The 25,351-nt window shown below is 62.6% G+C and carries 18 protein-coding genes; 4 read left to right on the forward strand and 14 right to left on the reverse strand.

Annotated elements, in window-relative coordinates:
• Positions 1 to 689: 689 nt before the first annotated feature.
• The 7 genes from ACODS0_RS02885 to ACODS0_RS02915 form a co-directional block, all read right to left on the reverse strand.
• On the reverse strand, positions 690 to 1,565 hold the full coding sequence (locus ACODS0_RS02885; RefSeq protein ID WP_488832666.1) for a phospholipase D-like domain-containing protein: 876 nt from the start codon (positions 1,563 to 1,565) through the stop codon (positions 690 to 692).
• Between the two features lie 7 nt (positions 1,566 to 1,572).
• Positions 1,573 to 3,768 carry a DUF8724 domain-containing protein gene (locus ACODS0_RS02890; RefSeq protein ID WP_488832668.1) on the reverse strand — a complete coding sequence of 732 codons (2,196 nt, stop codon included), beginning with the start codon at positions 3,766 to 3,768 and terminating at the stop codon, positions 1,573 to 1,575.
• 12 nt (positions 3,769 to 3,780) lie between these two features.
• Positions 3,781 to 7,983: a DEAD/DEAH box helicase gene (locus ACODS0_RS02895; protein ID WP_488832670.1), complete on the reverse strand. Its 4,203-nt coding sequence runs from the start codon at positions 7,981 to 7,983 to the stop codon at positions 3,781 to 3,783.
• Positions 7,967 to 10,738: a hypothetical protein gene (locus ACODS0_RS02900; protein ID WP_488832671.1), complete on the reverse strand. Its 2,772-nt coding sequence runs from the start codon at positions 10,736 to 10,738 to the stop codon at positions 7,967 to 7,969. The genes ACODS0_RS02895 and ACODS0_RS02900 overlap by 17 nt, the downstream gene beginning before the upstream one ends.
• Before the next feature lie 30 nt (positions 10,739 to 10,768).
• Entirely contained in the window at positions 10,769 to 12,316 is a 1,548-nt protein-coding gene (locus ACODS0_RS02905) for an HsdM family class I SAM-dependent methyltransferase (RefSeq protein ID WP_488832673.1), read from the reverse strand.
• Positions 12,317 to 12,964: 648 nt separating this feature from the next.
• Positions 12,965 to 13,414, reverse strand: coding sequence for a lactoylglutathione lyase (gene gloA / locus ACODS0_RS02910; protein WP_488832675.1), 450 nt, complete (start codon positions 13,412 to 13,414; stop codon positions 12,965 to 12,967).
• Positions 13,411 to 13,962, reverse strand: a complete 552-nt coding sequence (locus ACODS0_RS02915) for a PaaI family thioesterase (protein ID WP_488832676.1) — start codon at positions 13,960 to 13,962, stop codon at positions 13,411 to 13,413. Before ACODS0_RS02915 ends, gloA begins: the two co-directional genes overlap by 4 nt.
• Before the next feature lie 74 nt (positions 13,963 to 14,036).
• On the opposite strand from ACODS0_RS02915, the gene ACODS0_RS02920 reads away from it, so the two are divergent.
• The 4 genes from ACODS0_RS02920 to ACODS0_RS02935 are packed head-to-tail and all read left to right on the forward strand — an operon-like array spanning position 14,037 to position 17,720.
• Positions 14,037 to 14,516 (forward strand): MarR family winged helix-turn-helix transcriptional regulator, encoded by a 480-nt coding sequence (locus ACODS0_RS02920; RefSeq protein ID WP_121420191.1) that lies wholly within the window; start codon positions 14,037 to 14,039, stop codon positions 14,514 to 14,516.
• Positions 14,506 to 15,768, forward strand: a complete 1,263-nt coding sequence (locus tag ACODS0_RS02925; protein ID WP_488832678.1) for an MFS transporter — start codon at positions 14,506 to 14,508, stop codon at positions 15,766 to 15,768. Before ACODS0_RS02920 ends, ACODS0_RS02925 begins: the two co-directional genes overlap by 11 nt.
• 40 nt (positions 15,769 to 15,808) lie before the next feature.
• Positions 15,809 to 16,312, forward strand: coding sequence for a MaoC family dehydratase (locus tag ACODS0_RS02930; RefSeq protein WP_431153038.1), 504 nt, complete (start codon positions 15,809 to 15,811; stop codon positions 16,310 to 16,312).
• A 31-nt stretch (positions 16,313 to 16,343) separates the two neighbouring features.
• Positions 16,344 to 17,720, forward strand: coding sequence for an MATE family efflux transporter (locus ACODS0_RS02935; protein ID WP_488833244.1), 1,377 nt, complete (start codon positions 16,344 to 16,346; stop codon positions 17,718 to 17,720).
• 75 nt (positions 17,721 to 17,795) lie between these two features.
• Here ACODS0_RS02935 and ACODS0_RS02940 read toward each other — a convergent pair whose 3' ends face one another.
• From ACODS0_RS02940 to ACODS0_RS02970, 7 genes are all read right to left on the reverse strand, one after another.
• On the reverse strand, positions 17,796 to 18,596 hold the full coding sequence (locus ACODS0_RS02940) for an SDR family NAD(P)-dependent oxidoreductase (protein WP_488832681.1): 801 nt from the start codon (positions 18,594 to 18,596) through the stop codon (positions 17,796 to 17,798).
• Between the two features lie 142 nt (positions 18,597 to 18,738).
• Positions 18,739 to 21,123: a putative bifunctional diguanylate cyclase/phosphodiesterase gene (locus tag ACODS0_RS02945; RefSeq protein WP_488832683.1), complete on the reverse strand. Its 2,385-nt coding sequence runs from the start codon at positions 21,121 to 21,123 to the stop codon at positions 18,739 to 18,741.
• A gap of 191 nt (positions 21,124 to 21,314) precedes the next feature.
• The gene (locus ACODS0_RS02950; protein WP_121506332.1) at positions 21,315 to 21,848 is read right to left on the reverse strand and encodes a response regulator; all 534 of its coding nucleotides are present in this window, start codon (positions 21,846 to 21,848) and stop codon (positions 21,315 to 21,317) included.
• 17 nt (positions 21,849 to 21,865) lie between these two features.
• The gene (gene nosR, locus ACODS0_RS02955) at positions 21,866 to 23,209 is read right to left on the reverse strand and encodes a response regulator c-di-GMP phosphodiesterase, NosR family (protein WP_488832685.1); all 1,344 of its coding nucleotides are present in this window, start codon (positions 23,207 to 23,209) and stop codon (positions 21,866 to 21,868) included.
• A gap of 3 nt (positions 23,210 to 23,212) precedes the next feature.
• Positions 23,213 to 24,166 carry an ATP-binding protein gene (locus ACODS0_RS02960; RefSeq protein ID WP_488832687.1) on the reverse strand — a complete coding sequence of 318 codons (954 nt, stop codon included), beginning with the start codon at positions 24,164 to 24,166 and terminating at the stop codon, positions 23,213 to 23,215.
• 12 nt (positions 24,167 to 24,178) lie between these two features.
• Positions 24,179 to 25,021: an HDOD domain-containing protein gene (locus ACODS0_RS02965; protein WP_488832689.1), complete on the reverse strand. Its 843-nt coding sequence runs from the start codon at positions 25,019 to 25,021 to the stop codon at positions 24,179 to 24,181.
• On the reverse strand, positions 25,018 to 25,347 hold the full coding sequence (locus ACODS0_RS02970; RefSeq protein ID WP_218301112.1) for a hypothetical protein: 330 nt from the start codon (positions 25,345 to 25,347) through the stop codon (positions 25,018 to 25,020). Before ACODS0_RS02970 ends, ACODS0_RS02965 begins: the two co-directional genes overlap by 4 nt.
• Positions 25,348 to 25,351 lie beyond the last annotated feature (4 nt).

Consider the following 25,351-nt stretch of genomic DNA (forward strand, 5'->3'; position numbering starts at 1 on the left):
CGCCAGTGCTAGCTTTGCGTACCGTCACTTATTGCACTGAAAACGAGGAGACCCCGTTCATCAGCACCGAGCATGCTCCTGCCACTTCTGGGTGAAGAATGGCTTGATCGAGTGGTGCAGGTAGGAAGCGCCGAGTGCTGTTCAGTCGCAGCGGCGCTTGTTGTCGGGGCCTGTCGGGCTTAGGTGCATCGGTATAGGCGGGCGAGTACACGTATTTCAGGCCGCCGACGAGCTCGCCAGAGGGATGGCAAGTTCCCGGTGGCCGCCAGGCCCTGATACAAAACCTTTGACATTTGCAGGCGATGCCCAAGGTCTTGTATCGATGGATCGGGTACCAGTCGTCGCGACCCGTCACGAGATCTTTGGTCGTGTCCAGGGCCGAAATGATCGCGGTCAGGGCTGCGGGCCGGGCGCACATGCCCCCCACTGCGGCCTCCGTCGATGACATCCTGCTAAAAACCGAAGGTGAATCCCGAGTGCAGGCCGCGCTGCGCCGATGCCAATCAGCGTGCGGCACCTCGTCACATTTCCGCTCGGCAAGGAGTCAGACCAGTTCGCGACGCCGAAGTCTGGCGGCGTCCGCATCTAGCAGCAGGAAGGGCGAGAAGCCGAGAGACGCCGCGCCGTACCCGGCATTTCTAGTCTCAGGTCCGATGCTGGCACCTGCAAAATCGTACACGCGGCGCGGCTTACATCCATGGCGTTGCTGCCGCCAGGACCGCGTCGATGACCTCGGCGACACCTGCCGCCGCTCGCCCCTCCAGCACGACGCCCATTTCCATCGAATGTTCAAGGGAGGCCGCTGTCACGTTGGACGAGCCGAGGTAGGCTGTGCTCCGGTCGCAAAGCACCGCCTTTGCGTGGAAGGTTTCCCGCCCGCCGTCCATGCGCGGAATCGAATAGTTGAAGACCCGCACGCCCTCCACCTTGAGCCACTGCGAGATGGCGTCGAATCCGAACGGGTAGTCCTTCCGCGTGGTGTCTTCCAGGCTGCGAAGAATCAGGATGCGCTCGACCCCCGGGGAAACGTTCGACAGCAGCTCCGTCAGCCAGGTTGCGCCGGTGCTGTCAAAGAACGGCGTCATGACGACCATGCGCCGTTTCGCCGCCCGCACCATACCGTGGAAGGCGTGCTCAGTGGCCTCCAGTTCTGTGGTTCGCCAACCCAGCGCCGATAGCTGTTGCTCCAGCATGCTCGGCCGAGGAGGCTTGGTGAGCACAACCTGCGCCACGGTTGCATCGCGGTGTACGGACGACCGATAGTGCTCAACGGCATGAAGGGCGAAGGCCAGGCGCGGGAAGCGTTCGTGCGCACCAATGCGCGGTTTGTATCCCGCCGGCGTCAACTCAATGAGCCCCAGGCTCGTTGAGCGCTCGAGTAGGCCCTGCGTCGCGCCTTCTTCGGTTACACCCAATTGTGCCGCATCGATGAGCGAGCGGGCTGACTGCACCGAACCGGCGGGCAGGTCTGCCCACGCCTCCAGCACCGCTGCGGCGAGTCCGGCTTTCTCAGCCAGGCCGGCCAAGACGGTTTGCTCGAACGCGGTCAGCTTCTGGGTTGGCATTGCAGACCTACGGTTTGATCATGTCTAGGTAGCCGCGAATCGGCGTGGCCCGCTTGTCGAGACGAGGCCTGCCCCCGATGGACCGCAGAACCGACCGTGAGAGCAGCTTGTTGCCGGCAATGCACGACGTCTCCGGCATCATCACGCAGTCAGGGCAGGCGCCGCCGCGCTCCGTGCACAGTGAGCCGGTCCCGCATTGCGTCGCCTTGGCGCCGAGCATTGCGGTCAGCATCGCCGGGCCGGCATTACGCCAGAGCGCAGACAGGTTGCCCAGGTCCATCGTCGTGCCGTTGCGGTAGACCACGAAGGCCAGGTCAGCCGGAAAGATGTACTCGCCCAATGAACCCAGGTCCAGGCCGGAGTACTCCGACACGTGTTTCATCAGCAAGTGCGAGTAGCTGTGGAGCAGGGTGTACAGGTAGAAGTAGACCGGCGGCGTCGTGGTCTCAGGCAAGTTGTCCAGGAACGGACTCATCGACTGTGCCGCGCCCAGCAGGCCTGCGCCAATCTTCTCTCCCGCGTTCAAGGTGAACATGTCCGGGCAGTTCAGGTCGCGGAGCCATTCGAGAACGAGTTCTTCCTTGAGGCGTACATACAAGGCCTCGTTACCCTGTTGCACGACGTAGACGGGATACCGCGTGCTGTCGTTCTGCTTCACCGGTGGGAACAGGTTTAGGCGAACGGGCATGTCCATGCCCCGCTTGTCCCGCAGGATGGGCGTCGACTCCATGCGCGAGTAGCCGAAGCTGAAGCGACACAGGTCGAATTCCCGGATAAGGCCCATGTCCTCGAGCCCCAGTTTGTCGAGCAACGCGCGCGTCGCGGCCTGCACCTGGTCCGTCTTGTCCTTGTCTTCTGGTGCCAGGTCCTCATCCAGCCGAGTAAAGGAGACATACGGCTTCTTCCCGTTGGTCCGCGTCTCCACATCCAGGCGCGTGTTCTTGAGGGCCGCGTGCTCGACGGCCAGGCGGAAAGGGTCGAACTTGGATGCGAACGTCGATTGCCTGTTCTGAAGGTTCGAGACAACCGACACCGGAAGGTCCAGCTTCGGCAGCAGAATCTGTCGTCGGCGAAGGTCATCCAGAATGCGCTGGCGACTCGTGTATGCCATTTCGATGGCGCCTTTCAGCGTAGTCCGCATCGGCTCCGCAAATCCCTCTAGCGTGCGAATCTGCTCCACGGCAGCAAGGTAGTCCGCCAGGTCCTTGGCGCATTCCGGCTTGCCCTCGCAGGCCTTTTGCACGTCCTCATCCGTGATGGGCTGCGCGGCAAAACCATACTGCCTCGCCACGAAGTCCTTGAGCTCTGCTTCCCGTCCAGGACGTAGTCGGGTCAGCAACTGCTGGCTGCCGTCCTTGAAGTCGATGAACAGGTCGGACATGACGTAATACGCACTCGACGCGCGGTAGGGCGTCGCCTGCATCCGTACCTCGGTCAGACGGTCCGGCCCCATTGCCGGTCCGAGAATGCGCAAGGTGTCTCGGTCGTTCTGCAACCACTTCGGTGACAGCGGCTTGTCGCAGGCGGCGCACTCGAAGAACCAATCGCCGATGCCGGCAGAGCGCCGATTCAGCTTGAACAGGAAGCTCCCGCAGACGCAGTTGTCGCGGCGCTTGATGACTTTGGCATCCCGGTCGCTCCAGTGCCACTGGCCCGGAAAGGCTGCCTCCCAGTGACCGGACCAGTGCACGAAGACGACATCGAGCTGCTCCCAGTCGCACTGGCCCTTCTTCTTGGGGTTGGGGCAGCGGTCGGGTGTTAAGTTCTCTAGGTTCTTGTCGAGCTCTGAGAGAGTCTCGTAGTCCTGGAACATTCCACAGGTTCGGCACACAAACGTCAGCGGCGCCGGCGTGTACTCCATGTGCGAGGGCCGGCACAGATAGAAGCGATCCTGGCCCGGCAGTTGGAACTCCGATCTGGTCGGGTCAAGCAGGGCCTGGTCGACGCACTGCGCCGGCAGGATGCGCGGCTTCGTTGGGTCGCCGTCGCGTGCAGACGAGGCGGTGTTGAACCAGGCCCGACCCAGCTCGTTCATCCGCTCGAACACCAAGTCCATCGTCGACTCCGTGAGCTGAATGGACTCGCCGGCCGAAGAGCGGGCAATGCAGGCCCCCATACCGCCTTCGAAGGTAAAGAAGCTCTCTGGGGCGTAGGCCGTTGCGAGCTGGTTGCGCGACCGGTTCATTGTTTTGGCTTTTGCCATCTTGTTTCTCCCTCAGCTCCGCGCTTCTGTTGCGCTATCGGTCGAATCGATGTCTGCGCCGGAGCCTCGCCGAATGAAGGTCATCGCCCGCGCCGTCATTCCGTCTGCCACGCGCTTGTACGACGCATCGGCACCCGACTCGTGAATGAGGCCGGGCTGGTCCACGTCGCGCAGCGAAGTCATCGGCCGCAGCAGGCTGTTGCGCGCAGCGAAGAACTGGACCAGACGAGTACTGTTCACCAGTCGGTCCACACCCAGGTCCTGCTGGTAGTGGATGAGCTGGCCCTTGAGCAGCGAGCGGTAGTAGTTCTTCCCTTCAGGCGATGGCGAGAATGACAGCCCGAGCGCCTTCTCCATGAACGCCTCAGTGGCCTTCATGTTGGCCGGAACGGCCAGGAAGTCGCGCACGTCGGGCGCCATGGCAAAGGTGGTGCTGTTGCGCTTCTTGTCGTCGTCAGCCGTGCACAGGCGCTCGATGGCGTTCATACCGCACACATACTCTTGGAAGAAGCTCGGCATTACCCGCACCAGCGCCTTCTCGGCCCAGCGGTCAACCGCTGCCGGCAGAATCATTCGCTCCAGGAACCGGTGGAAAATGTCGTGAATCTCTAGCACAAACCGGTCGCGATACCGCTGCGGCACGGGCACCAGCAGCGAGAAGCCCACGTGTGTGCGGCCCACGCGTGACGACGCCTGGATGTACTCTGCGATGTCCGACGGGATGCCCGCGAAGAACATCGCGTTGAACTCTTCCACGTCGACGCCGTGCGAAATGGCGGAGGTGGCAATAACCGACCGAAGGGTGTCGTTCAGCTCCGGGAACGGCTTGTTGATACCAACACGGGTCTCGGCCCGCCGGACGATGTCCTGGATGTCGGCGGCGGACACCGCTCCCGAGATGAGTTCCGAGCTCAGGGCTTGGTCAGCGTAACCCTCGGCCTGGTGAAGCTTCTCGAACTGAACCTTTTCGGTATCGATAACCTGGTCGCCACCTTTCTTGTTCGTGACGTAGGTCAGGGCGATGCGGTGCAAGTCCACCAGTGTCAGCAATGTGGCGGCATCCGCGCCCGCTAGGAGCCGGACAAACTGAGCCCGCAGCGGGCCGGGAGACACCCACCGAATCAGCTCGTCGCGGGCGGCCTTCTCCTTGGTCGGGTCCTCGCTGCGCAGGCGCTCGTACAGGCCGGTGAGCATCACGTGGTAGTGGCCGAGCACCGAGGCCATGGCCACGGTATGGCGGTGCCCATTGGTCAGGACCGAGGCGTAGACGCGCGCCCAGTGGCTGCGCAGCTCCACGTCGCCTGCAGGAAGGGCCGCGCGCTCGGTGTCGTCAGATGTAGCGTCTGGCTGGAGGGGCGTCGCGTAGAACGAGTCGTAGAGCGTGGGGCCCGGATAAGGGAACTGGACCGTGTTATCGCGCTGGTAGAGGTTGCGCATCTGGCGCTGCGGCTCGCTGACCGTGGCCGACGCGGCAATGACCTTGATTTTTCGACGGACCGTGGACTCGGGCTCGTATGAGAGATGACCCTTCAGCAGCGGCGAGAGTTGGTCGAGCGCTGCCTCCAGCGCTGATTCGAACAGACCCGAGAACGTCCCCAGGGACTCGTCCAGCAGGTGGGCCTCGTCCTGAATCAGCAGGGCCGGAAACGGGTCGAAGAACTTCTTTTCACCTGCGGCGAAAGAGGGGAACAGGGCGCGCATGCTGGTGCCAGGGTGACCATCCCAGTCCTTGGGTTTCATCGGCACGTACAGGCGCTCGCTGCCGGTCTCGACAAGCGGCGCAAAGCCGAACATCCCAAAGAACTTGCGAATGGTGCCCTGCGACTGGCCAATGGCAGCGAGCTTGTCGACCGTGCCCAGGAGGACGGACGGAGCCAAGTCGTAGATGTCCTCGTCGACGATGTAGAAGGGTAGCGGCGTGGGCTTGGCGAACCGGGCGTTCCAGGAGCACTTGTCCTTCGGGGCCGTGCAGTAGTGCCCCATCGCGTTTGCACCGGTACCCGATTGACGGCGCAGCGCTAAGAGGCTCCCGTCCCTGTTGCCACAGAACGGGCACGAGGACAGCTTCAGCCAGCGCTCACGGGCGCTCTTGTAGGGCTGGACGTCCTTGTGCTCGGCCTCCGCACTCGGGGCGAGTTCATCATCGCTGGGGACTTCTGTGTAGCCGTCCTCGGAATGCCAGTTTGGAGTGTTGCTGCCGCCCACCCAGAATCCGAGCGAGAACGGCTCGCCGGGATGCCCGCGCGCGTGTCGGACTTCCTCGGCCGCGCCCATCGTCGCGAAGGTGCGGCGCGCTTGTTGCAAGGTGAGCAGGCGCAAGGGGTAGCGCATAAGGGCCGAGACACCTCGCTGCTTGGCCCGCAGGCGGTCGAGAAAGAGAACGAAGGCCAACAGGCCCAAGAACGCCTCGGACTTGCCGCCGCCGGTGGAGAAGTACAGCAGCGTCACGGCATTGGCGTGCTTTGCAACGTCGGGCGTGTAGTAGCTGTGGAACTCTGGAATGCGCGTCGCGAAAGCCGGAATGGACGCCAGGATGAAGGCGAGCTGGAACAGGCGCCACTCGTCATAGCCCTTCGACTTCGCCACTTTGGCCATCGCGGTGTTCATCGAGACCCAGGCTTCGAACGGAATGCCGAGCGGCGACTTCTGCACGCCAGGCCCGCTCCAGCTTGCGCGGGACTTCTCGAGGATATCCAAGCCGCAGCGGATAGCGCCCAGCTCACGGCGCCAGGCGGCGACGTCCAGGTGCAGTTTTTCCTTCTCGGCCGCCAGTTGCTCGGCGGTATTCGGCCCGTCCAGGCCCCGGTCCACCGGATGCTTCTCGACCTTGGTCAGCCATTGTTCGTAGGCCGTGATGAGTGGCCTCAGGTCGGCTAGGCAGTCGGGTTGCGACAGCTTCTCGATGTTTCGCTCAACGGCGCCATCGGTTGGAATGATGCGAGGCAGCACGTAGCGCGGGGCCCACGTCGTGGTCAGGCGGTGCAGCGCGCCGTCGACCGTCAGAGTGATACCGCCATTGAACCCCAACGCCGGGTACTTGAGGTACTGGTTGTACCGGTAGGACGGCTTGACGCGGTCCAGGCGTAGGAACTGGTGGTCGGCCGCCGGCACCGCAGTGGTCACCGAGACATGGAAGAGTGAGGGTTCCAGCTCCTTGAAGTTCGCCTTCGTGAGCGGAGCGGTCCAGTTTTCCAGCGCCACGTGGACGGTCATGCGAGTCGTATCGACCGGGTCCGGCACCGCTTGGACAACCCAACGCAGTTCAATCTGGGGCACGCTGACCGCCAGGCCCGAGGCGCGCACCCGTTCCAGGAAGCCCTTCCAGCCACGCACGTCAGACGGCCGCACTCGTGTGCGCCGGTATCCCCACAACTTGCCACCTGCTTCGGGGTCGGAGCTGGTGGCCCAGTCGCCGAGCTGCTTGGCGATGGCTTCATTCAGGGCATCGGTCGCCTTCTTCGCATCGGCCTCGGCTGTTCCCGGGGTGAACTCGAAGGAGGGCAGGGCGAGCTCGAGCCGGAACCACTTCGGCGGGGGAGGAATGTCGTCAGCCAGGCCGTCAGGAGTGGTCAGGCCGGCGGCGACCTCTTGAACTGGCCGAGCCTCGCCTTCCTCGCCGCCTTCGCCATTCTCACCTTCGGTGCCCCCGGCTTCGCCATCTTCCTCTGCTGGTGCACGGTCCAGTCGGTTGTCGAACGGCAGGCCCATCGACTCGTAGACGGCCTTGCGAGCGTCGTAGCTCTTCGCGGCCCACTCCGGGTGCGTCTTGCCGCCTGGCAGTGCGGCAACGAGCTTGCCTAGTGCGTCCTTGACCTTGCTCCGAATATCGGCGCGGGCCTCCCGCGTCAGGGGGAACGTTGCCTCCAGTCGTCCGCCGGGCTTCACTTCGTCCTCGGTCGGCAAAATGCGGACGTATACGGCGCCAGTTAGCGACACACCCAGCGTGGTGCTCACAGCAGCCGAGCGAATCTGGAAGTCCATGCCGTGCGCGCTGATGCGGATGGGATCCGCCTCCTCGTCGCCGCCGCGCTCCTCTGGCGGCATCGGCACGATGAACTCCGACATCAACGCGGCGCTCGGTTTGGCCCCGTAAATGACCTTGTAAAAGTCGCCTCGGCCGGCGAGTCGCGCAGACAGTCCGTTGAGCAGGCTGTCGACAACCGCCTCTTTGTAGGCCGGATGGATGTTGCGGGGATTCTTACTGAGAATGGGCACGTGTCTCTCCCTTTGTGATCGTTGTCTCGCGCGCAAGTGGCGGCACAACCTGTTCGACTCGATAGACGCAGCGCAACGCCTCCTGCTGCAGTTGCCGTATGACGTCTTCGGACACCTTCCGGTAAGTCGCGGCGCTCTCGGGCTGGAACAGAATCTCGGCGTACCGGGCGACCAGCTCCCGTCCCAGGTACTGGTTCAGACGCCGCGCATTGCGCACGAAGCCCCAGTGCTGCTCTGCAGCCTCCTCGCTGATACCCAAGGCCTTGCAGAAGACCTTGAAGTACTTGGAGTCCTTGGAGGCGTGGGGCCGTGTATCGTCCTTCGCTTGTAGGGCCAGCCAGTAGTACACACGACCCGGCCGGCAGTCCGCGGCCTTCGGGTCCAGTTCAACCATCTTGGCGTGAATCTCGCGAGCCAGTGCTGACCGCTTGGTGGACTTGAACATCAGCGCGCAGCGCCGCTGAACATCGTCGTGGTAAAGCTTGAGCAACATGCGCACCGGGTCCACCACGGAGCTCACGCCCTCGCCGTTCAGCTGCAGTGACGACTCCAGGTTGGCGCGCAGCTCGTCGTTCATGTCGAAGATGAAGTCATCAGGCTGGATAGCGCTAGCGGCCGCGCGGCGAAACGGAGGGTCTTCATCGGGTACGTGGCGATAGACCCAGCCAGAAGCATATGCCCGGCCACCACCTTCAAGCTCGAACTTGTAGTACGCCTGCTCGCCGCTCTGGCCGTTGTGACCGTTGTCGTCGAACTTAAACGTGAGGGGCATCTCACGCAGCTTGTTGATGACCAGTGGGTTCGGCACCTCCGCTAGACGTCGCTCCAGTTCCTGGGCCAGCAGACCGATGCGACCGCGGTAGGCTTTGAACGCATCCACCTCCTTCATGCTGATGAGCGTTGTGAGCGTGGACTCGGCCTGACGATAGGCCACCAGCGCCACGGTGCCGTGCGGCACTTCCGGATGCGTCAACAGGATGCGGAGCACGTCGGGGTTGATGCCGATGAAGGTGAAGTGCTTGCCTTTGCGGTCGCCCGTGAGCGTCTTACCCACGGCAGAGAGCGTGTGCCAATCGATACGACCTTCAGCGGCGGCCCAATCCGCGCCCAGCTTGCGCTGCAAGAAGCGATGCGCCATTCGCACGTACCGGTTGCTCGGCAGCACCAGGGAGATGCCTTGCCGGCCAGCAACGGCGTGCTTGCGGACTTCCGAGAGCATGCGGGACGCCATTGGCGTAGCGTCATTCCAGTCGTCGAGGAGCTTCTCAGCACGCTCGATGGCGCGTTCAACGGCGTTGCGTACCGAGTTCAACGTGCCGGAGTCGAGCGCCGAGGCCAGCCGGAGCTTCACGGGCGTCCAGGCGTTCTGCTGGCTGCAGTAGTCGCCTCCGCCGGTCTCCGCCGAAGCCGCTGTCAGGTCGGTGTATCCCGCCGGCATGTTTGACAGCCGCAGAACGTACATGCAGGCTTCAAGAAGTGCTTGATAGGCCGGACTCTCATCTTTGCCTGCCGACGCGGTCAGACGTTGGAATGCCAGTGCAAGCTGAGATGCGTCGCGGTCAACGATGCTCACGCTGAAGTTGGAGTTGCTACGCTGAGCGGGTTGCCAGTCGATAGCGACCGGGTGCGCCGAGAGCAGTACTTCTTCAGATTCGGCGGCCCACACCCGCGTCTTAAGCGTGCTCACGGTATTACGAAGTTGCGCCCGCAAGATGAAGAAGGTCTTGGGGTCGTCGGTCACGACCACGGCACCTGTATCGGAAAGACTACTTTCTTGTGCAATCGATAGAAAATCGGGAATCCGATCAACGGCAGCGTAGTTCGTACGTCGAGCCGCCTCCGTGGCGTCTAGCAGCAAGATTTCTGGGCGTCCGGGGCCCTTCAAAGCTTGGGCAGCCAATGCTGCGCGCCACGACTCCTTCTTCGCGGTATGGTGCATTACCATGAGAGCGCCGGGTGCCTTCTCGGGGATGTCCCATTCCTGGCTGACCCTCTCGCGGAGATCACGCCGGAGCGCCAGACGTCCGACTTTGGCGAGGGTGCGTTCCAGAGGGTTGGAAGCTGTCGTGGCCCAGGCCCGCTTGGTTGGGTCGAAGACGAACGTCGGAACGAGCTCCGCGAGGGATGGATTCGGGGCGCCGGGCGTGTGCTGGGTCAAGTCGTTCAGCGCCCACAAAGCGCCGAGAAACGCCGGTGAGGTCGTGTACGACTCCGCCTCGAGTGTGCCGTTCGGTTGTTCCACCCATAAGCTGCGATAGAAGGTGCTCAATGCCTTGCGGTCGGCGAGCACACTATGGAGTGGCGCACGGCAGGCATGCGTGCCCGGATAGAGCAAGGTGCGCATGCCGCGCAGGTCCTTGGCAAAAACGCGCTCGACGCTTGCTAGCAAGTGCAATAGAGGCAGCGCCGTTACCTTTGCCGGCCAGACCAGGCACAGTGTCACCCCGCCCTGATCGGCTACCTCAAGCACTGTGCTTACGAGCTCCTTGGTCCAAGGCTGCGCTGCCACGGTCTCCCCGGCAGTCCGTGATTGGTAGGTCAGGCGGGCATTGCCGGCGCGGACCTGCGCCCAAGGCCGTTGTGGACGGACAGGGGCTGGCAGCTGCGGAGGGGGAAGCGGTACCACACGGGGTTTGACCGGTGAGTGCTTCCCTCCCACGGGCTTGGTGGCGTACTTGCGTGCCCGTTCGGCTTGTTTCTCGCGAGCCTTTGCTTGGTCTGCCTGGCGGTCGGCCAGTGATTTGAATTGAGGCATTACAAAGTCCGAACAGTTCTTGCCGTGTAGTCATCCCTCGGAAACGAGTCCGAAAGCCAGGTGCACTGCTTCCTCCATGGACCTGCCATCGGCTAGGGCCTCTCGAAGTGCCTGCGGGTCGGGAAGCGCAAGTTGATTGAGCTCAAACGCTGAGACGTTGATGGCACCCGAGATGCACCGGAAGTAGCGGTCGACCGCATGCGCGCTCAGCAGCTTGGCGAGCTTAGTGGGCGGCAACGCTGGCTTGTCGCAGACCGCTTCGATGATGACGACGTGGTTCTCACCGATGAAGCCGCCGTACGTGTCGAAGACGCCCGGTGACACTGCAGCCGCCACAAGGCGCCGCGGCTGGTCGTTCGACGTCACTCGCTGCATGACCACGCATGGCGACGTGACTACGGACGTATGCCCCTTGTCGCCCAGGTCGACGAATCGATGCTCGCCGTCGTAGGCTGAGGTGTCCTCCAGCCGAACGATGCGGCCCGGGACGATGTCCCGCGACCACATGAGCGGCATCGCTGTGTGCGCCTTGGCCTTCCGGGCGTCCTGAAGCGAATCGAACTTGGGCCGTTTGTCGCGGTTCCACACGTACGCCCCGATGCGCACCCGGTAGCCGTAGTCGGACAGGCGGAACCGGGATAGGGCGGCCGCCTTAAGCAGGGTCACGTCGTCGACGGAACGCGGGATGGGCCACACGGCGCCGGAGTTGGAGAGGGTGCATTCACCGACGCTCGTGTATTGGGCCGCCCCCGAGACGACGGAGACGTTGGCGCGCACCTGCGTGTGGTCTTCTTCGGCGCGGCGCCGTAGAACCGTCAAGGCGGTCTCTTGCTCGACGTCAATGAATACACCCTGGCGGTCGCTGACCATGCCAATGTGCTCGACGTCGGTGTTGCGCATAAGGAATTTGCGCAGTCGACCGAAGTACTGCCCGGAAAGGAAACTGGTCGGAGTGACCAGTGCGGCATGTCCGCCGATCCGAAGCAAGCGGACGCAGAGGGCGATGAAGAGGCAGTACAGGTTCGGCTGGGCCTCGATTACGTCTGAGTACGTGTCGCGCAAGGGCTCCAACTCCTCGGCGGTCATCTTCCGGTAGGGCGGATTGCAGACGACGACATCCGCCGTACCGAGACAGGCGGCTAGGGTAGTCAGGGAGTTGGCCGTGTGGACGTTGAAGGATGGGACGTAGTTCGTTTTCTGGATTTCCGCGTGCAGCGCCATGCATAGGAAATGCTTGGACAACTCACACAGTGTCTTGTCCAGATCGCAGCCGCTGAGGTGCCTCTCGATGTGCTTGAGCACCTTCAGCGCCGTGAATCCCTGCGCAACCAGCGCGGTTCGCATTCGCAAGGCAATCGGTGCCAAAAAGGCCGCGCCTCCGCAGGCAGGGTCCATGAAGGACTGACTCCCAAAGTCGACGCCCTGAGCGGCAAGGTCTTCGAGTAGGCCCTCGGTCAGCGACGCCGGCGTAAAGAACATTGCCAGGCTCTTGCGGTAGCCCTCGTCGGCCAGTACGGCGTAGGCGGAACTCAGCCAGTACGTCGCCTCAAGGTAGCTCAGCTGACCCAGCAGTGCCACGAAAGCCGCAATCTGGGGCTCCGCAGCGAGCACCTTCGAATAAGGTAGGGAGGGCTGTGGGAGTGCCGGGAACGCGGTCTTGCACCAAAGGCGAAGCACTGTCCCGACAAGCGTTGTCGCGTCGGATTCGCAACGCTCAGTGACTTGGCCAAGGGCGCGGATGCGCCGGGTAATGGACAGCTTCGACGGGGGCGTCATTAGAACCGGCCCCATCCTCCGTCTGCTCTTGTTGGCCTATCCCTTTGTGACTGTATGACCATGCTTTTTCTCCCTGGGCACGTCGTTGCATATAGGTTCTTCGGCGAGGCAGGCGAGCGAGTAAGTGCGACAGTAGTCGAGTACCAGCTTCTCCAACATATTGGTCTGCGACCGCTGTTCGCGCGCTGCTGCTTCTTCCAGGCAGCGCTTCACCAGTGGCGACACCCGGAAGCTGATTGACACCGACTTCGTGGCTCGCTCCATCGAGGCCTCCTTAGGTCCGTATAGTAAGTCGCAATACGAATTGCCGAAACAGGTGGTAACCCCGCGGGGGGGCGACTAGGCGGGATGGAGGCCACCAAGCCGATGGAGCGGAAGTTGGTCGCCATGGCTGCATGCCGTCACCGGATAAACAAAAGCCCGCTTGTGCGGGCTTTTGTTGCTCATCTGCTACGCGCTGCGCAGCGGATCGGTGTTTTTGGCTTCCGATTGGCGTCCATCGTCGTAAGTTGTTGATGTTGTTTGTATTAATTCGATCTTGTAGCCATCCGGGTCGGTCACAAACGCGATCACCGTCGTGCCGCCTTTGACCGGGCCCGCTTCGCGCGTCACGTTGCCGCCCGAGGCCTTGATCTTCTCGCACGCCGCGTAAGCATCCGGAACACCCAGGGCGATGTGGCCATAGGCGGTGCCCATCTCGTAGCTTTCCACGCCCCAGTTGTAGGTCAGCTCTATCTCGGCCTGGGCGGGGTTGCCGCCTTCGAAACCGAGGAAGGCCAGCGAGTATTTGTACTCGGGGTTCTCGGACTGGCGCAGCAGCTGCATGCCCAGGACGTTGGTGTAGAAATCAATCGAGCGTTGAAGGTTGCCAACGCGCAGCATCGTGTGGAGGAATTTCATCCCTTCGATTGTGCAGGCAAGTCGAAAACCAGGCAGGTGGTGGTGGCGTGGGCGTACAGCGTGCCGTCCGGCCCCACGAGGCGCGCTTCGGCCGTGGCCAACTGGCGCCCGCTGTGGATCACCCGGCCTTCGGCGCGCACACGCTGCACCTTGGGCGTGATGGCCTTGACTAGGTTGATGCCCAGCTCGGCCGTGGTGTAGCCGCGCCCGGGTTCCATGCGCGTATGGATGGAGCAGCCCAGGGCCGAGTCGAGCAGGGTGGCAAACCAGCCGCCGTGCACGGTGCCCATGGGGTTGAGGTGCTCAGCGCGGGGCGTTCCCTGGAAGATGGCCGTGCCTTCGCCCACTTCCACGATCAAGAAGTCCAGCGTCTTGGCGATGGCGGCGTAGGGCAGTTCGCCGCGCAGCATGGCCTGCATCTGCTGCAGGCCGTTCAGGTGGGCGATCTGCTCGCGCCGTGCCACGCCAGGGCCGGAGCCTGCGTCCAGGGTGGCGAGGATGTCGCGCTCTTGTGCAAGCCAATGTTCCAGTTGGTTGTGCTGTGTCATGGGGGTGTCCGGGTTGTTGGCGGGGTTTACATGCATGAGTTGCATATGCAATTATTGCAGATACAATTAAATCCATGCAAGCCGAACCAACCACCCTAGCCCCCGTACTGCCACGGGGCTGCACCAACTTCAAGCTGCGCCAGCTGATGCGCCGCATAGCCGCGCACTACGACGCCGAAATGGCGAAGTGCGGGCTCAAGACCACGCAGTATTCGCTGCTGTCGCATGTGCTCACGCTGGGGCCTATCCGCCCGGGCGACCTGGCGGTGGCCATGAAGATGGATGCGTCCACGCTGACGCGTAACCTGCGCCCTCTGGTGGATGCAGGATGGGTCACGTTGGAGGCGGGCGCCGATGCTCGCAGCCGCCTGGCCCACATCACCGACGCAGGTCGCGAAAAACGTGCCGAGGCGCAGCGCCACTGGAAGGCTGCGCAACTCGCGCTGAATGAAACGCTGGGCGTGGAACGCGTGATGGCGCTGCATGCGCTGGTGGACGACTCTCTCGATTTGCTGGCAGCACTGCCAGTGCAGGAGGCTGGGCATGACGAATAACGACACCCCTCCGGTCGTCGCAGCCAAGTCCGCCGCGCCACTGGCACTGTGGCTCGTGCTGCTGGCCGCCGCTGGCGCCTTTGCGCTCACCATGGGCACGCGCCAGACCATGGGCCTGTTCCTGTCGGCGCTCAACACCTCCACGGCATTGGGCATTGGCAGCATCAGCCTGGCCTTTGCGTTTGGCCAGCTGTGGTGGGGGCTGACGCAGCCGTTTGCGGGGGCTGTGGCCGACCGCATTGGCACGGGCCGTGTGATCCTTCTGGGCGTGGCGCTGGTGGCCCTGGGCACTTTCATCACGCCGTACATGACGACCACGGCAGGGCTGATTTTTGCGATTGGCGTGCTGGCCGCAGGCGGCGCGGGCATGGCCGGGCCGTCGGTGCTGATGGCGGCCACGGCGCGGCTGGTGCCCGCCAGCAAGCGCGGGCTGGCCAGTGGCATCGTGAACGCGGGGGGATCGTTCGGGCAGTTTGTGATGGCGCCCATTGCCATCAGCCTGACCGCTGCCGTGGGCTGGGCCAGTGCCATGCAGTGGCTGGGCGTGCTGGTGCTGCTGGCGCTGCCTGCGGTGTGGGTGCTCAAGGGCAATTCCAATGCGCTGGCGGCGCAGGCTGCCGCTGCATCGGGCCAGAAGGCACTGACCGCGCGCGAGGCGATTGCCCAGGCGCTGGCAACGCCCAGCTACCGGTACCTTGCGGTGGGCTTCTTGGTATGCGGGTTTCACGTCGCCTTCCTGGCCACGCACCTGCCAGGGGTGATTGCGGCGTGTGGATTGGCGCCCGAGGTGGGCGGCTGGGCGCTGGCTGTCATCGGGCTGTTCAACATTGTCGGCAGCCTGGCCATGGGCTGGGCGGTAGGGCGCTGGCGCATGAAGTCGCTGTTGGCACTGCTGTACGCCACGCGCGGCCTGGCGGTGCTGGTCTTCTTGTTCGCACCCAAGACACCCATGGTGGTGCTGATCTTCGCCGCCGTGATGGGTGTGACGTTCCTCTCCACCGTGCCACCCACTGCCGGGCTGGTGGCCAAGATGTTCGGCACGGCCAACATGGCCATGCTGTTCGGCATCGTGATGCTGTCGCACCAGGTTGGCGGCTTTTTTGGCGCCTACCTGGGCGGCAGCGTATTCCAGGCCACGGGCAGCTATGACTGGGTCTGGTACATCGACATCGTGCTGGCCGTGGGCGCGGCACTGATCAATCTGCCCATCCGCGAGGCGCGATTGGCGCGCCGGGCCGCCTCCGCCGCCTGAGCCCACAAGGCATCCATCCCCTTGAATGAAAGCCAATGACATGACGGACACCCACGCCCGCAGCGCCTCCATGGCAGGAAAATCTCCGATCTATCTGGACGACCTGGCCGTGGGCGACCAGTTCAAAAGTGGCGAACACGCCATGGATGAAGCGCAGATCACCAGCTTTGCCGCCCAGTTCGACCCGCAGCCGTTTCATCTGGATGACGCCGCCGCGCGTGACACGCTGTTTGGCGGCTTGGCCGCCAGCGGCTGGCACACGGCGGCCGTGACCATGCGCCTGCAGGTGACCAGCGGACTGCCCATTGCGGGCGGCATCATCGGGGCGGGGGGCGAGCTGAGCTGGCCCCGGCCCACGCGCGCCACCGATGTGCTGCATGTGGTGAGCGAAGTGGTGCAGATACAGCCCTCCAAGTCCAAGCCCGATCGCGGCATGGTCACGGTGCGCAGTGAGACCCGCAACCAGCATGGCGATGTGCTGCAGCTGTCTACCGTGCGCATTGTGGTGCCGCGCAGGCCTGCGGCCGACGGGGCAGGGGCTTGATGTGACCGATGCACTGAACCCCCGCACCCGCATGCTGCTGGAGGCACCCATCGCCCCCACGCTGCTGCGCCTGGCCGCACCCAATGTGCTGGTGATGCTGGCGCAAGCGGGCGTCGGGCTCATCGAGACCTACTTTGTCGGCAAGCTGGGCACCGATGCGTTGGCGGGCATGGCGCTGGTGTTCCCGGTCGTCATGTTGATGCAGATGACTTCCGCAGGTGCCATGGGCGGCGGCATTGCGTCGGCCATTGCGCGTGCCTTGGGCGCTCGGCGCCGGGACGATGCCGACGCCCTGGTGCTGCACTCCTTGGTCATCGCGGCGGTGTTCTCGCTGATCTTTACAGTCGGCGTGGTGGGAGGAGGGCGCTGGCTTTACACCCGCATGGGCGGCACCGGCGGCGCGCTAACTGCGGCGCTGGTCTATTCCAACTGGGTGTTTGCGGGCGCGTTTCTGGTGTGGCTGTTCAACACGCTTTCGGCCGTCATTCGGGGCACGGGCAACATGGCCGTGCCAGCCTATGTCACGGTGCTGGGCGCCTTCGTGCTGGTGCCGCTGTCACCGTTGTTGATCTTTGGCTGGGGCCCCGTGCCCGGCCTGGGCATTGCCGGCGGGGCCATTGCGCTGATGGCGTACTACCTGATCGGCAGCGTGGTGCTGGCCGCCTATCTGTGGTCGCCGCGCAGCCTGCTGCGGCCATCCTTGGCGCACATCCGGTTTCGCTGGGTGCTGTTCAAGGACATCCTGCGGGTCGGGTTGGTGGGCACCGTGTCGACCGTGGCCACCAATGTAGCGATTGGGGTGACCACCGCGCTGGTCGGCGGTTTTGGCACGGCGGCCATTGCCGGGTATGGAACCGCATCGCGGCTTGAGTACCTGCTGGTGCCCCTGGTATTTGGCCTGGGCGCGCCGCTGGTGGCCATGGTCGGCACCTGCATCGGCGCGGGCCAGCGTGAGCGCGCCCTGCGCGCCACCTGGATCGGCGCGGCCATGGCGTTTGTAATGGCCGAGGCGATTGGTCTGTGGGCGGCGGCCTTTCCCCATGCGTGGCTGTCGCTTTTCAACAGCGACCCCGCCATGCTGGAGGCGGGCGCGCTGTATCTGCGTACCGTCGGGCCGGTGTATGGCTTTTTCGGCCTGGGCCTGGTGCTGTACTTTGCCTCGCAAGGGGCAGGGCGCCTGCTCTGGCCCGTCATCGGCAACATCACGCGCCTGGCGGTGGCCGTGACTGGCGGCTGGCTGGCGCTGCGCTGGGGTGGTGGTTTGGCGGCGGTGTTTGCCGCACAAGCCGTGGCGCTGGTGCTGTACGGCGTGGTCAACGCCTGGGCGATTGCAGGTGGCGCCTGGTTCGGTCCGGTCGGTTGGCCACGCAGCATGGCGGGCCTGCTGCGGCGCATGCCACAGGCGTAGAAATATAGCCAGAATTTCTGCTAGCGCTTACCCATCAAGCGCTAGCAGCTATCAATTTGATAGTATTTCATTGAATCAGGCTGGAACGGTGTAGTTCAGCGTCATGCGGCCACCATCCACGGTCACGATCTCGCCGGTCACATAGCTGGCGGCGTCGCTGGCCAGCCAGGCCACCACGTCGGCAATCTCCGACGGCTCGCCCAGCCGCTTCATGGGTGTGCGGCTCATGATCTTGTTCTTGGCCTCATCGCTGGTCAGCACAGCCTTGGCGGCCAGCTCGGTGGCGATGGTGCCGGGCGCCACGGCGTTCACGCGGATGTTCCTGTCGGCCAGCGCCAGCGCCATCACGCGCGTGAGCTGGTTCACGCCACCTTTGCTCACGTTGTAGCTCGCGATATCGGGGATGGTCAGCACACCGTTGACCGAGCTCATGTTGACAATGGAGCCGCCACCCGATGCGACCATGGCCCGGGCCACGGCCTGGCCGACGAGGAACGAGCCCTTGAGGTTGACCCGCAGCACGGCATCAAAGTCGGCCTCGGTCACTTCCAGAAAATCCGCCGCGCGGAAGATGCCCGCGTTGTTCACCAGCACGTCGATGCGCCCGTGGGCGGCCAGCACCTGGGCGACCAGCGCATCCACCTGCGCCTTGTCGCCTACGTCGCAGCGCACATACAGCGCGCCCAGTTCCGCAGCCAGGGCCTGGCCGCGTGCATCGTCCACATCCACGATCACCGGTTTGGCGCCTTCAACTGCAAACCGGCGGACGCAGGCTTCACCAATGCCTTGCGCGCCACCGGTAACGATGCAGACGCGACCTGTGTGGCCAAAGTGGATGGAAGACCGGAGGGATGGCGCGGGGCTTGTAGGATTCATGGGCGTGGATGGTAGCGGGTGGGGGAGGAGGGTGGAGCCGGAAACCTGCATTAGCTTCGAGTTACCGCCAGTGCGCGGGCCCAAGGGCGATCAATGCCTGTTCTCGCTTTCTGCGGGGTTTGCAAGGAAGCGCCGCAGACCGTCAGCGCACCGGCTGCGGGGCACCGACCCACTCCGGCGGCGGCTGCCACGCCCGGATCCAGCGGATCAGATCCGGCAGCGGCATCGGCCTGGCAATGCCATAGCCCTGCAGGCCATCGCACCCCAGATCGCGCAGTGCCCCGGCATGGGCCGTGGTCTCCACACCTTCCGCCACCACGGTGCGGTTGAACGCATGGGCCAGACTCACGATGCCGCGCACCAGGGCACGATCGCGCTCGTTGTCGAGCATCTCGCGCACGAAGGACTGGTCGATCTTCACGATCTGTGCGGGCAGGCGTTGCAGATAGGTGAGCGATGAGTAGCCAGTGCCGAAGTCGTCGATGGAGCATTGCACACCCAGCTCGTCCAGCCCCTGGATGACATAGGCCACGGCCGAGAGGTCGTTGAAAGTTTCGGTTTCCAGCAACTCGACCTCCAGAAAGGGCTGGGGCAAGGATGGGTGCCGCTTGAGCAGTCGCGCGACTTCCTGCTGAAACCGGCTGTCGATCAGTGTGGGCACTGCGATGTTGATGCTCAAGGGCAGGGGGCAGCCCTGGGTGACGAGCGTGTGCCCGGCTTTGAATGCAGCGTCCAGCACCCAATAGTCCAGTTTGCCGGAAGCAGGGGTGCCCACAATGTCGTCCATAAACGCACCCGGCGCCAGCAGCCCTCGCTCGGGATGGTGCCACCGGATCAAGGATTCGGCACCAATCACCTGCCCATCCGAGATTCTGACCTTGGGCTGAAAAAACAGCTCCATCTCGCCTTGCAGCAGGGCGTCCTCGACCAGCTTGGCCGTGTGCCTGCGCGCTTGCAGCCGCTGGCCCTGCTGGACGTCGAACACCGCGATCCGGTCCTTGCCTTGTTCCTTGGCCGCATACAGCGCCAGGTCTGCATGGCGCAGCAGGCCGTCAGCGTCCCCCAGATCATCGGGATAGAACGTGACCCCGGCGCTGCAGGTCAGGCGCAGTTGCACATTGTCCAGCACGGCCGTCCGCGCCAGCGACTGGCGCAGGCCCTCGAGCCGCTGCAGGGCGGCTTCGGTGTGTGCGCAGTCTTTCAGTGCCACGGCGAATTCATCGCCGCCAATGCGGCCAATGAGGTTGTCTGGCTCTGCCTCGGCCCGCAGGCGCTGCGCAAATACCCGAAGGAACTGGTCCGCCAGGGGCTGACCCCATTGCTCGTTGAGGTCCTTGAACTGGTCGATGTCCAGCAAACACAGGGCCAGGATGCCATTGGTTTCGATGCGTTTCTGGAGGGTCGCATTCAGCTCTTTGGCAAAAAGGCGGCGGCTGGACAGGCCGGTGAGGGCGTCGTAGTTGCCAAACTGCTGCAGGGCCTGCTCCAGGCGGCGTTGCTCGGTCACATCCTTACCCACAGAGACCCATTTGCGCACGACGCCGTCCGCGTCCTTGATGCCTTCGATGGTGACCTCCGAGACAAAGGCTTCGCCATTTTTGCGGCGCCTGACCAGTTCGCCATGCCATCGGCCGTCTCGCTCGATGGCCTGTGCGACGCGGCGCAGGAATGTGGATTCGCCCCCTTCATCAAGGCGCAGGACGGCAGATGACTTGCCAATCAGCTCCTCGCGCGAGTAGCCCAGCACGTTGCTGTAGGTCGGGTTGACATCCAGCACGGTGCCGTCTGGTTGCACGATGGCAATCGTGTCCTTGCTGTTGACGAAAACGCTGGCGGCCTGCCGCGCTTCGGCCAGCATGGTCTTCAAGGTCTCGGCTGTCTGCTCCAGGGTCTCTTCGCGCTGGTTGAGTTTTTGCGTGTTGTCCAGTAGGAACCCGAGCAGCACCGTGCCGATGGGGTAGATCACCACCACAGCCATCCAGGAGCGCGTCGTGACTGCTCGCGCAATCTCTGGCGGCAAGGTCTGTATCGCCAGCATGCCGCCGGCCGCCAGGCTCAAGCCGAGTCCGATTAGCCAGACCCCATCGGAAAAGGCTCCAAAACGCTGTGGAGAAAAGTAAGGCCTGTGGCGCTGCCAGAGCCACCCGATACCCGTGGTCAAAACAATACCGACCATGGCCGGGCCGCTGCCGATGCCGCCCAGGCTGAGCCGGTAGGCGCCGAGCACCACAGCGCACAGCACAGCACCCAGCGGCGACAGATAGGCGCCGGCCAGGCCCGCCATCACCAACCTGGCGTCAACGATCACGCCTTCGGCCAGCCGCAAAGGCACGAGCATGGTCAGGATGCCGATGACTCCAAACATGAGCCCTGTGATCCAGGGCAACCATCGTTGCCGCGTCTTCCTGATGCCCAGGTCGGGATGGCGCAGGCCACTCAGGACGATGCTGTACAGCGCGGCCAGAAAACACAGCAGGCCCGCGTTCATTCCCATGTCCCGAATCAAAGACGTGGTGTCGATGTTCATGGCGCCTTCTCGTGCGATTGGTGGGCCATCATAAGGAATGGCACGGTCCGATGTGACGCTATCTTTAAAATAAATACGATGTATATTATGTTAAATAGCAAACATTCTATCCACGGTCTTTTGGCAGACTTCCCGGTTCTGCAATCCAGCGTCCTGGCACCACGACGCTGCCCAGCACAAAAGGCGTAACGCTAGTTCTCGGGGCCCAAAACCTCTCCATTGGGGCCCCACGTCACCTGCGTCAATCCGGGTTCCATGGCTTCCAATCGACGGCGCTCCAACTCCGTCGCACTGAGTTGCCCCAATTCATGCCGCCCCACGTCGGCAAGTTCACTTTCATGGCGCAGTTGATCCGCTCTCTCCAGGGCTGAGCGGACGTGACCAAGCAGGTCTTTTTCATCCCAGGGTTTCAACAGATAACGAAAGACTTCTGCGTCATTGACGGCTCGCATCAGGTTCTCCGAATCGGACGACGCGCTTAAAACCATCCGGACTGCCTTGGGCTGAATGGTTCGCACCAGACCCAGAAACTCCACGCCAGTCATGAGCGGCATCCTAAAGTCCGAGATCACCACGTCAAAGGCGGTCTCTCTCAGTCTGGCCAAGGCAACTTCCGGATCCACGGTCTCTTCAATGCGGAGCTCAGAACCGAGTCCCGCCCGCAGACTGCGCTTGATTGCAGCCAAGACGTGGTGTTCATCATCGAGCAAGAGAATTCTCTGCATGGCTGGCTCCCTCTCCGTTACGGTTTTATGGGCAAGATCATTTCCACATCGTCCCGCCCTTCGCGCAATCGCAGCCTCTTGATCAATTCGGCGGTGAGCACGTGATCGGCGGCAAGCAACACGGCGCCTTCGCTGGACAAAAGATCGCGCGCCAGAATCATGCCGGGTCGAAGTTGTGCCGTTCGCAGCATGCGCGGCGGAGCGTCTGCAACGGGCGCAGCCTTCAGGAGCATCTGCAGGAACACATCCACCACTTCTGGATGAAACTGGGTTCCCCTGCCCCTGGCAATCATTGATCGTGCGTCTGCAGCACTCAGGGGGGTGGAGCTGAGATGGCCGATCTGCAGATCATCGTAGGTATCTGCCACAGCGAGGATGCAGGCCCCCATTGGAATCATCTCCCCGACCAGGCCATCAGGATATCCGAGCCCATCGTGCCGCTCGTGGTGGCTGCGGATGATGTTGGACACCGTCTGCATGTCATCCAGCGCCATCAGTGCCTGCTCTCCCAGAACGGCATGCCGTCGGTATTGCGCAGTTTCTTCATCGGAAAGCTTGGGAACGGGTTTGGCCAGCAAGGTGTCAGGCAAGGCAATCTGCCCAATGTCATGCATGAGCCCTGCGATGAACGCGTCCTGTTGATCCGCTTCCGCCATGTTCATGGCCCGTGCGGTGCGACGGGCCAGATCCGCCACACGGCGCGAGTGGCCGGAGAGTTGCCCACCTCGCCACTCCATGAGGTTGGAAAACACCTTGATGGAGGTAAGGTAGTTTTTCTTGATTTTTTGACTGAGCTGGAGCAACTCGCTGGTGCGCGCCGCAACCTTTTCCTCCAGGGTTTCATTCAATTCCATCAAGGCCTGGTTTTTGGCCCTGAGCAGTTCTTCCAACCGGGTTTTTTCGTCTTCCAGGGCATGCCGCTCAAAAATCTGGTGAGCCGTGGCAAGCACCTCACCGTCATCCCACGGCTTGGTGATGTACCGATAGACTTCCCCGCTGTTGATGGCCGCGATGGTTGACCCAATGTCAGCGTAGCCTGTGAGCAGTACGCGTGTCGTTTTGGGCCACCGCTCCCGTATCTGCTCCAGCAACTGCGCCCCGCTCATGCCGGGCATTCTCATGTCGGAGAAGACCAGATCCACAGGCTCTTGCTCCAGGTGCGCAATGGCTTGGGCACCACTCGTGGCCGTTGTCACCTGGTATCCGCTGCCACGAAACAGCCGCCTGAGCGAGGCCACAATGTTGGGCTCGTCGTCCACGCACAGAATGCGCCAGACGCGCTGACCACCGCCCTGCAGACTGGCGCCCTCCTCTTGCAAAGCCGCCCCTGACAAGGCGGTGACGTCGATAGGGGAATTCACACCTCAAGCCTCCTGCGGGTGCTGAATCGGCAGCGTGACACGAAAACGAGTCCCAACCCCCTGCTCGCTGAACACGTCAATGCTGCCAAAGTGCTTCTTGACGATGCCATAGGAAAGAGACAGTCCAAGCCCGGTCCCTTTGCCCACCGCTTTGGTGGTAAAGAACGGGTCGAAGATTCTTCCCAGATTCTCTTTGGCAATGCCTTCGCCGGTATCCTGTATTTCCACCCATACCCGGCTGTCGTCAGCGCCGGTGCTAATGGTGATGACGCCCCTGTCTGCCTGGATGGCGTGCGCAGCGTTGACCAGAAGGTTCATGAAAACCTGATTGAGTTCAGAGGGAAGGCACTCGATATCCGGGAGTTCACCGTACGCCTTGACGACCTCCGCCTTGTATTTGATTTCGTTGTTGACGATGTTCAGTGTGGAATCAATGCCATGGTGCAAATCGGCCAGGACCCACTTTTGCGAGGTGTCCACCCGGGAGAAGTCCTTCAGGTTCTGGACAATATTGCGCACCCGCGTGATGCCGTCCTTCGACTCTGCCATCAACGAGGGGATGTCCTCCTTCAGAAAGTCCAGTTCTATCTTTTCGCGCAGAGCCCTCAGACGGGCTGCTGCCGGAGTGCCTGCCAATGCGGACTCGGCCTCTTCATAGGCAGCGAGCATCTGAAAAAGATCACCCAGATAGCGTTCGAGAGTCCCGAAATTAGAGAATATGAATCCAATCGGATTGTTGATTTCGTGGGCCACTCCGGCAGCCAGTTGACCGATAGAGGCCATTTTTTCCGACTGCATGAGCTTGTCCTGTGCATCCGAAAGTTTGGCATTCAGTTGCATCAGCTCCTCATTGGAGCGCAGCAGTTCCTTGACCCGGTCTGCCGTGACATCGGCGGCAGTGAGCGGCGAGGATGTCGTGTTTGCGGCCTCAGCCAACTGCGGATCGTGAGAACTCATGTCAACCCTCCTTCAGGCCAGCAACGCGTGACAGACGACGTCGTGTTGTTCAGCAACGGTGTCAAAAACTTCCCTGTAGTCCTTCTCACCCAGCGCGAGCCTGCCCCAGGCATCCAGTGACAGCAGCGGCACCATGTCATCTTCCTGGTGCGAAAGATCGAGGCCATGGGCAATGTTGTCAGCAACATGGACGAGATCCATGAGCCCTTTGCCAGCATGGGACCGAGGCCTGTGATGGCATGCGATGGCTGCGACGATCTCTGGGGCAAAGTGCCAATGCTCAGCGATGAGGCCGCCGACCTCTGCGTGGTCAACACCAAATTGATGCTGTTCTGCAACATGCATGAAACAGTCATGTTCTGCCCGATATGCAATGGCCTGGGCATATTCCTCCTCATAGGAGCTGACCAGAACCAAGCGCCCAATGTCATGCAACAGCCCCAACGTAAACGCGGCGTCTTCATCCAATCGGGTGCGCTGCGCCAGGGCCCGGCAGGTAAGCGCCGTACCGATGGAATGGCACCAGAACGCATCGAAATCGAAGCCTTGGCAGCGCGACTTGGCAAACCCGCTGACAAGGCCTGCGGCCGTTGCCACGCCGCGCAATGTGCGCAGCCCCAGGATTGCCGTAGCCTCAGTGATAGAAGTGACCTGACGCGGCAACCCGTAGAAGGAAGAATTCGCAAGTCGAAGGGTTTTCGCGGCAATGGCCTGGTCGTGCGATATCTTTATGGCCAGTTGCTCCGCCGAAACATCGCTGTCGCCAAAGGACTGGATCAACTCCAGCACGACTGCTGGCAAGGCAGGCAATCCGTGCACGCTGTGCAAGATTGCATCCGCAGTGAGTTGCTTCATGGCCTCTCCTCAAGCCGGTGCCTCAAAATCATGTGCAGCAATGGGTTGAGTTGCCCTGCCCGCAGGGCAGGCCTGAACAAGTGCAACAAACGCTGTTCCGTTAGTGCCCGTTGCTCAACCGGATCCACTTTTCCATTGCGCTGTGCTAACTCCTCGGGGGCATTCACAAAAATCGTGTCGATACCTCGATGCTGCAAGTTGTTGAGAATTTCGCGCGTGACAGGCGTCCCCTCTGGCAACAGAAGTTGCGCATGGGCATCCAGTACGGGCTGCGCTAAAAGTAGTCCCTCCGGAACCCGTTCAGTGGTGGTAGCAAGAGCTTGCATGGGC

Source organism: Acidovorax sp. FG60 (assembly GCF_057808995.1).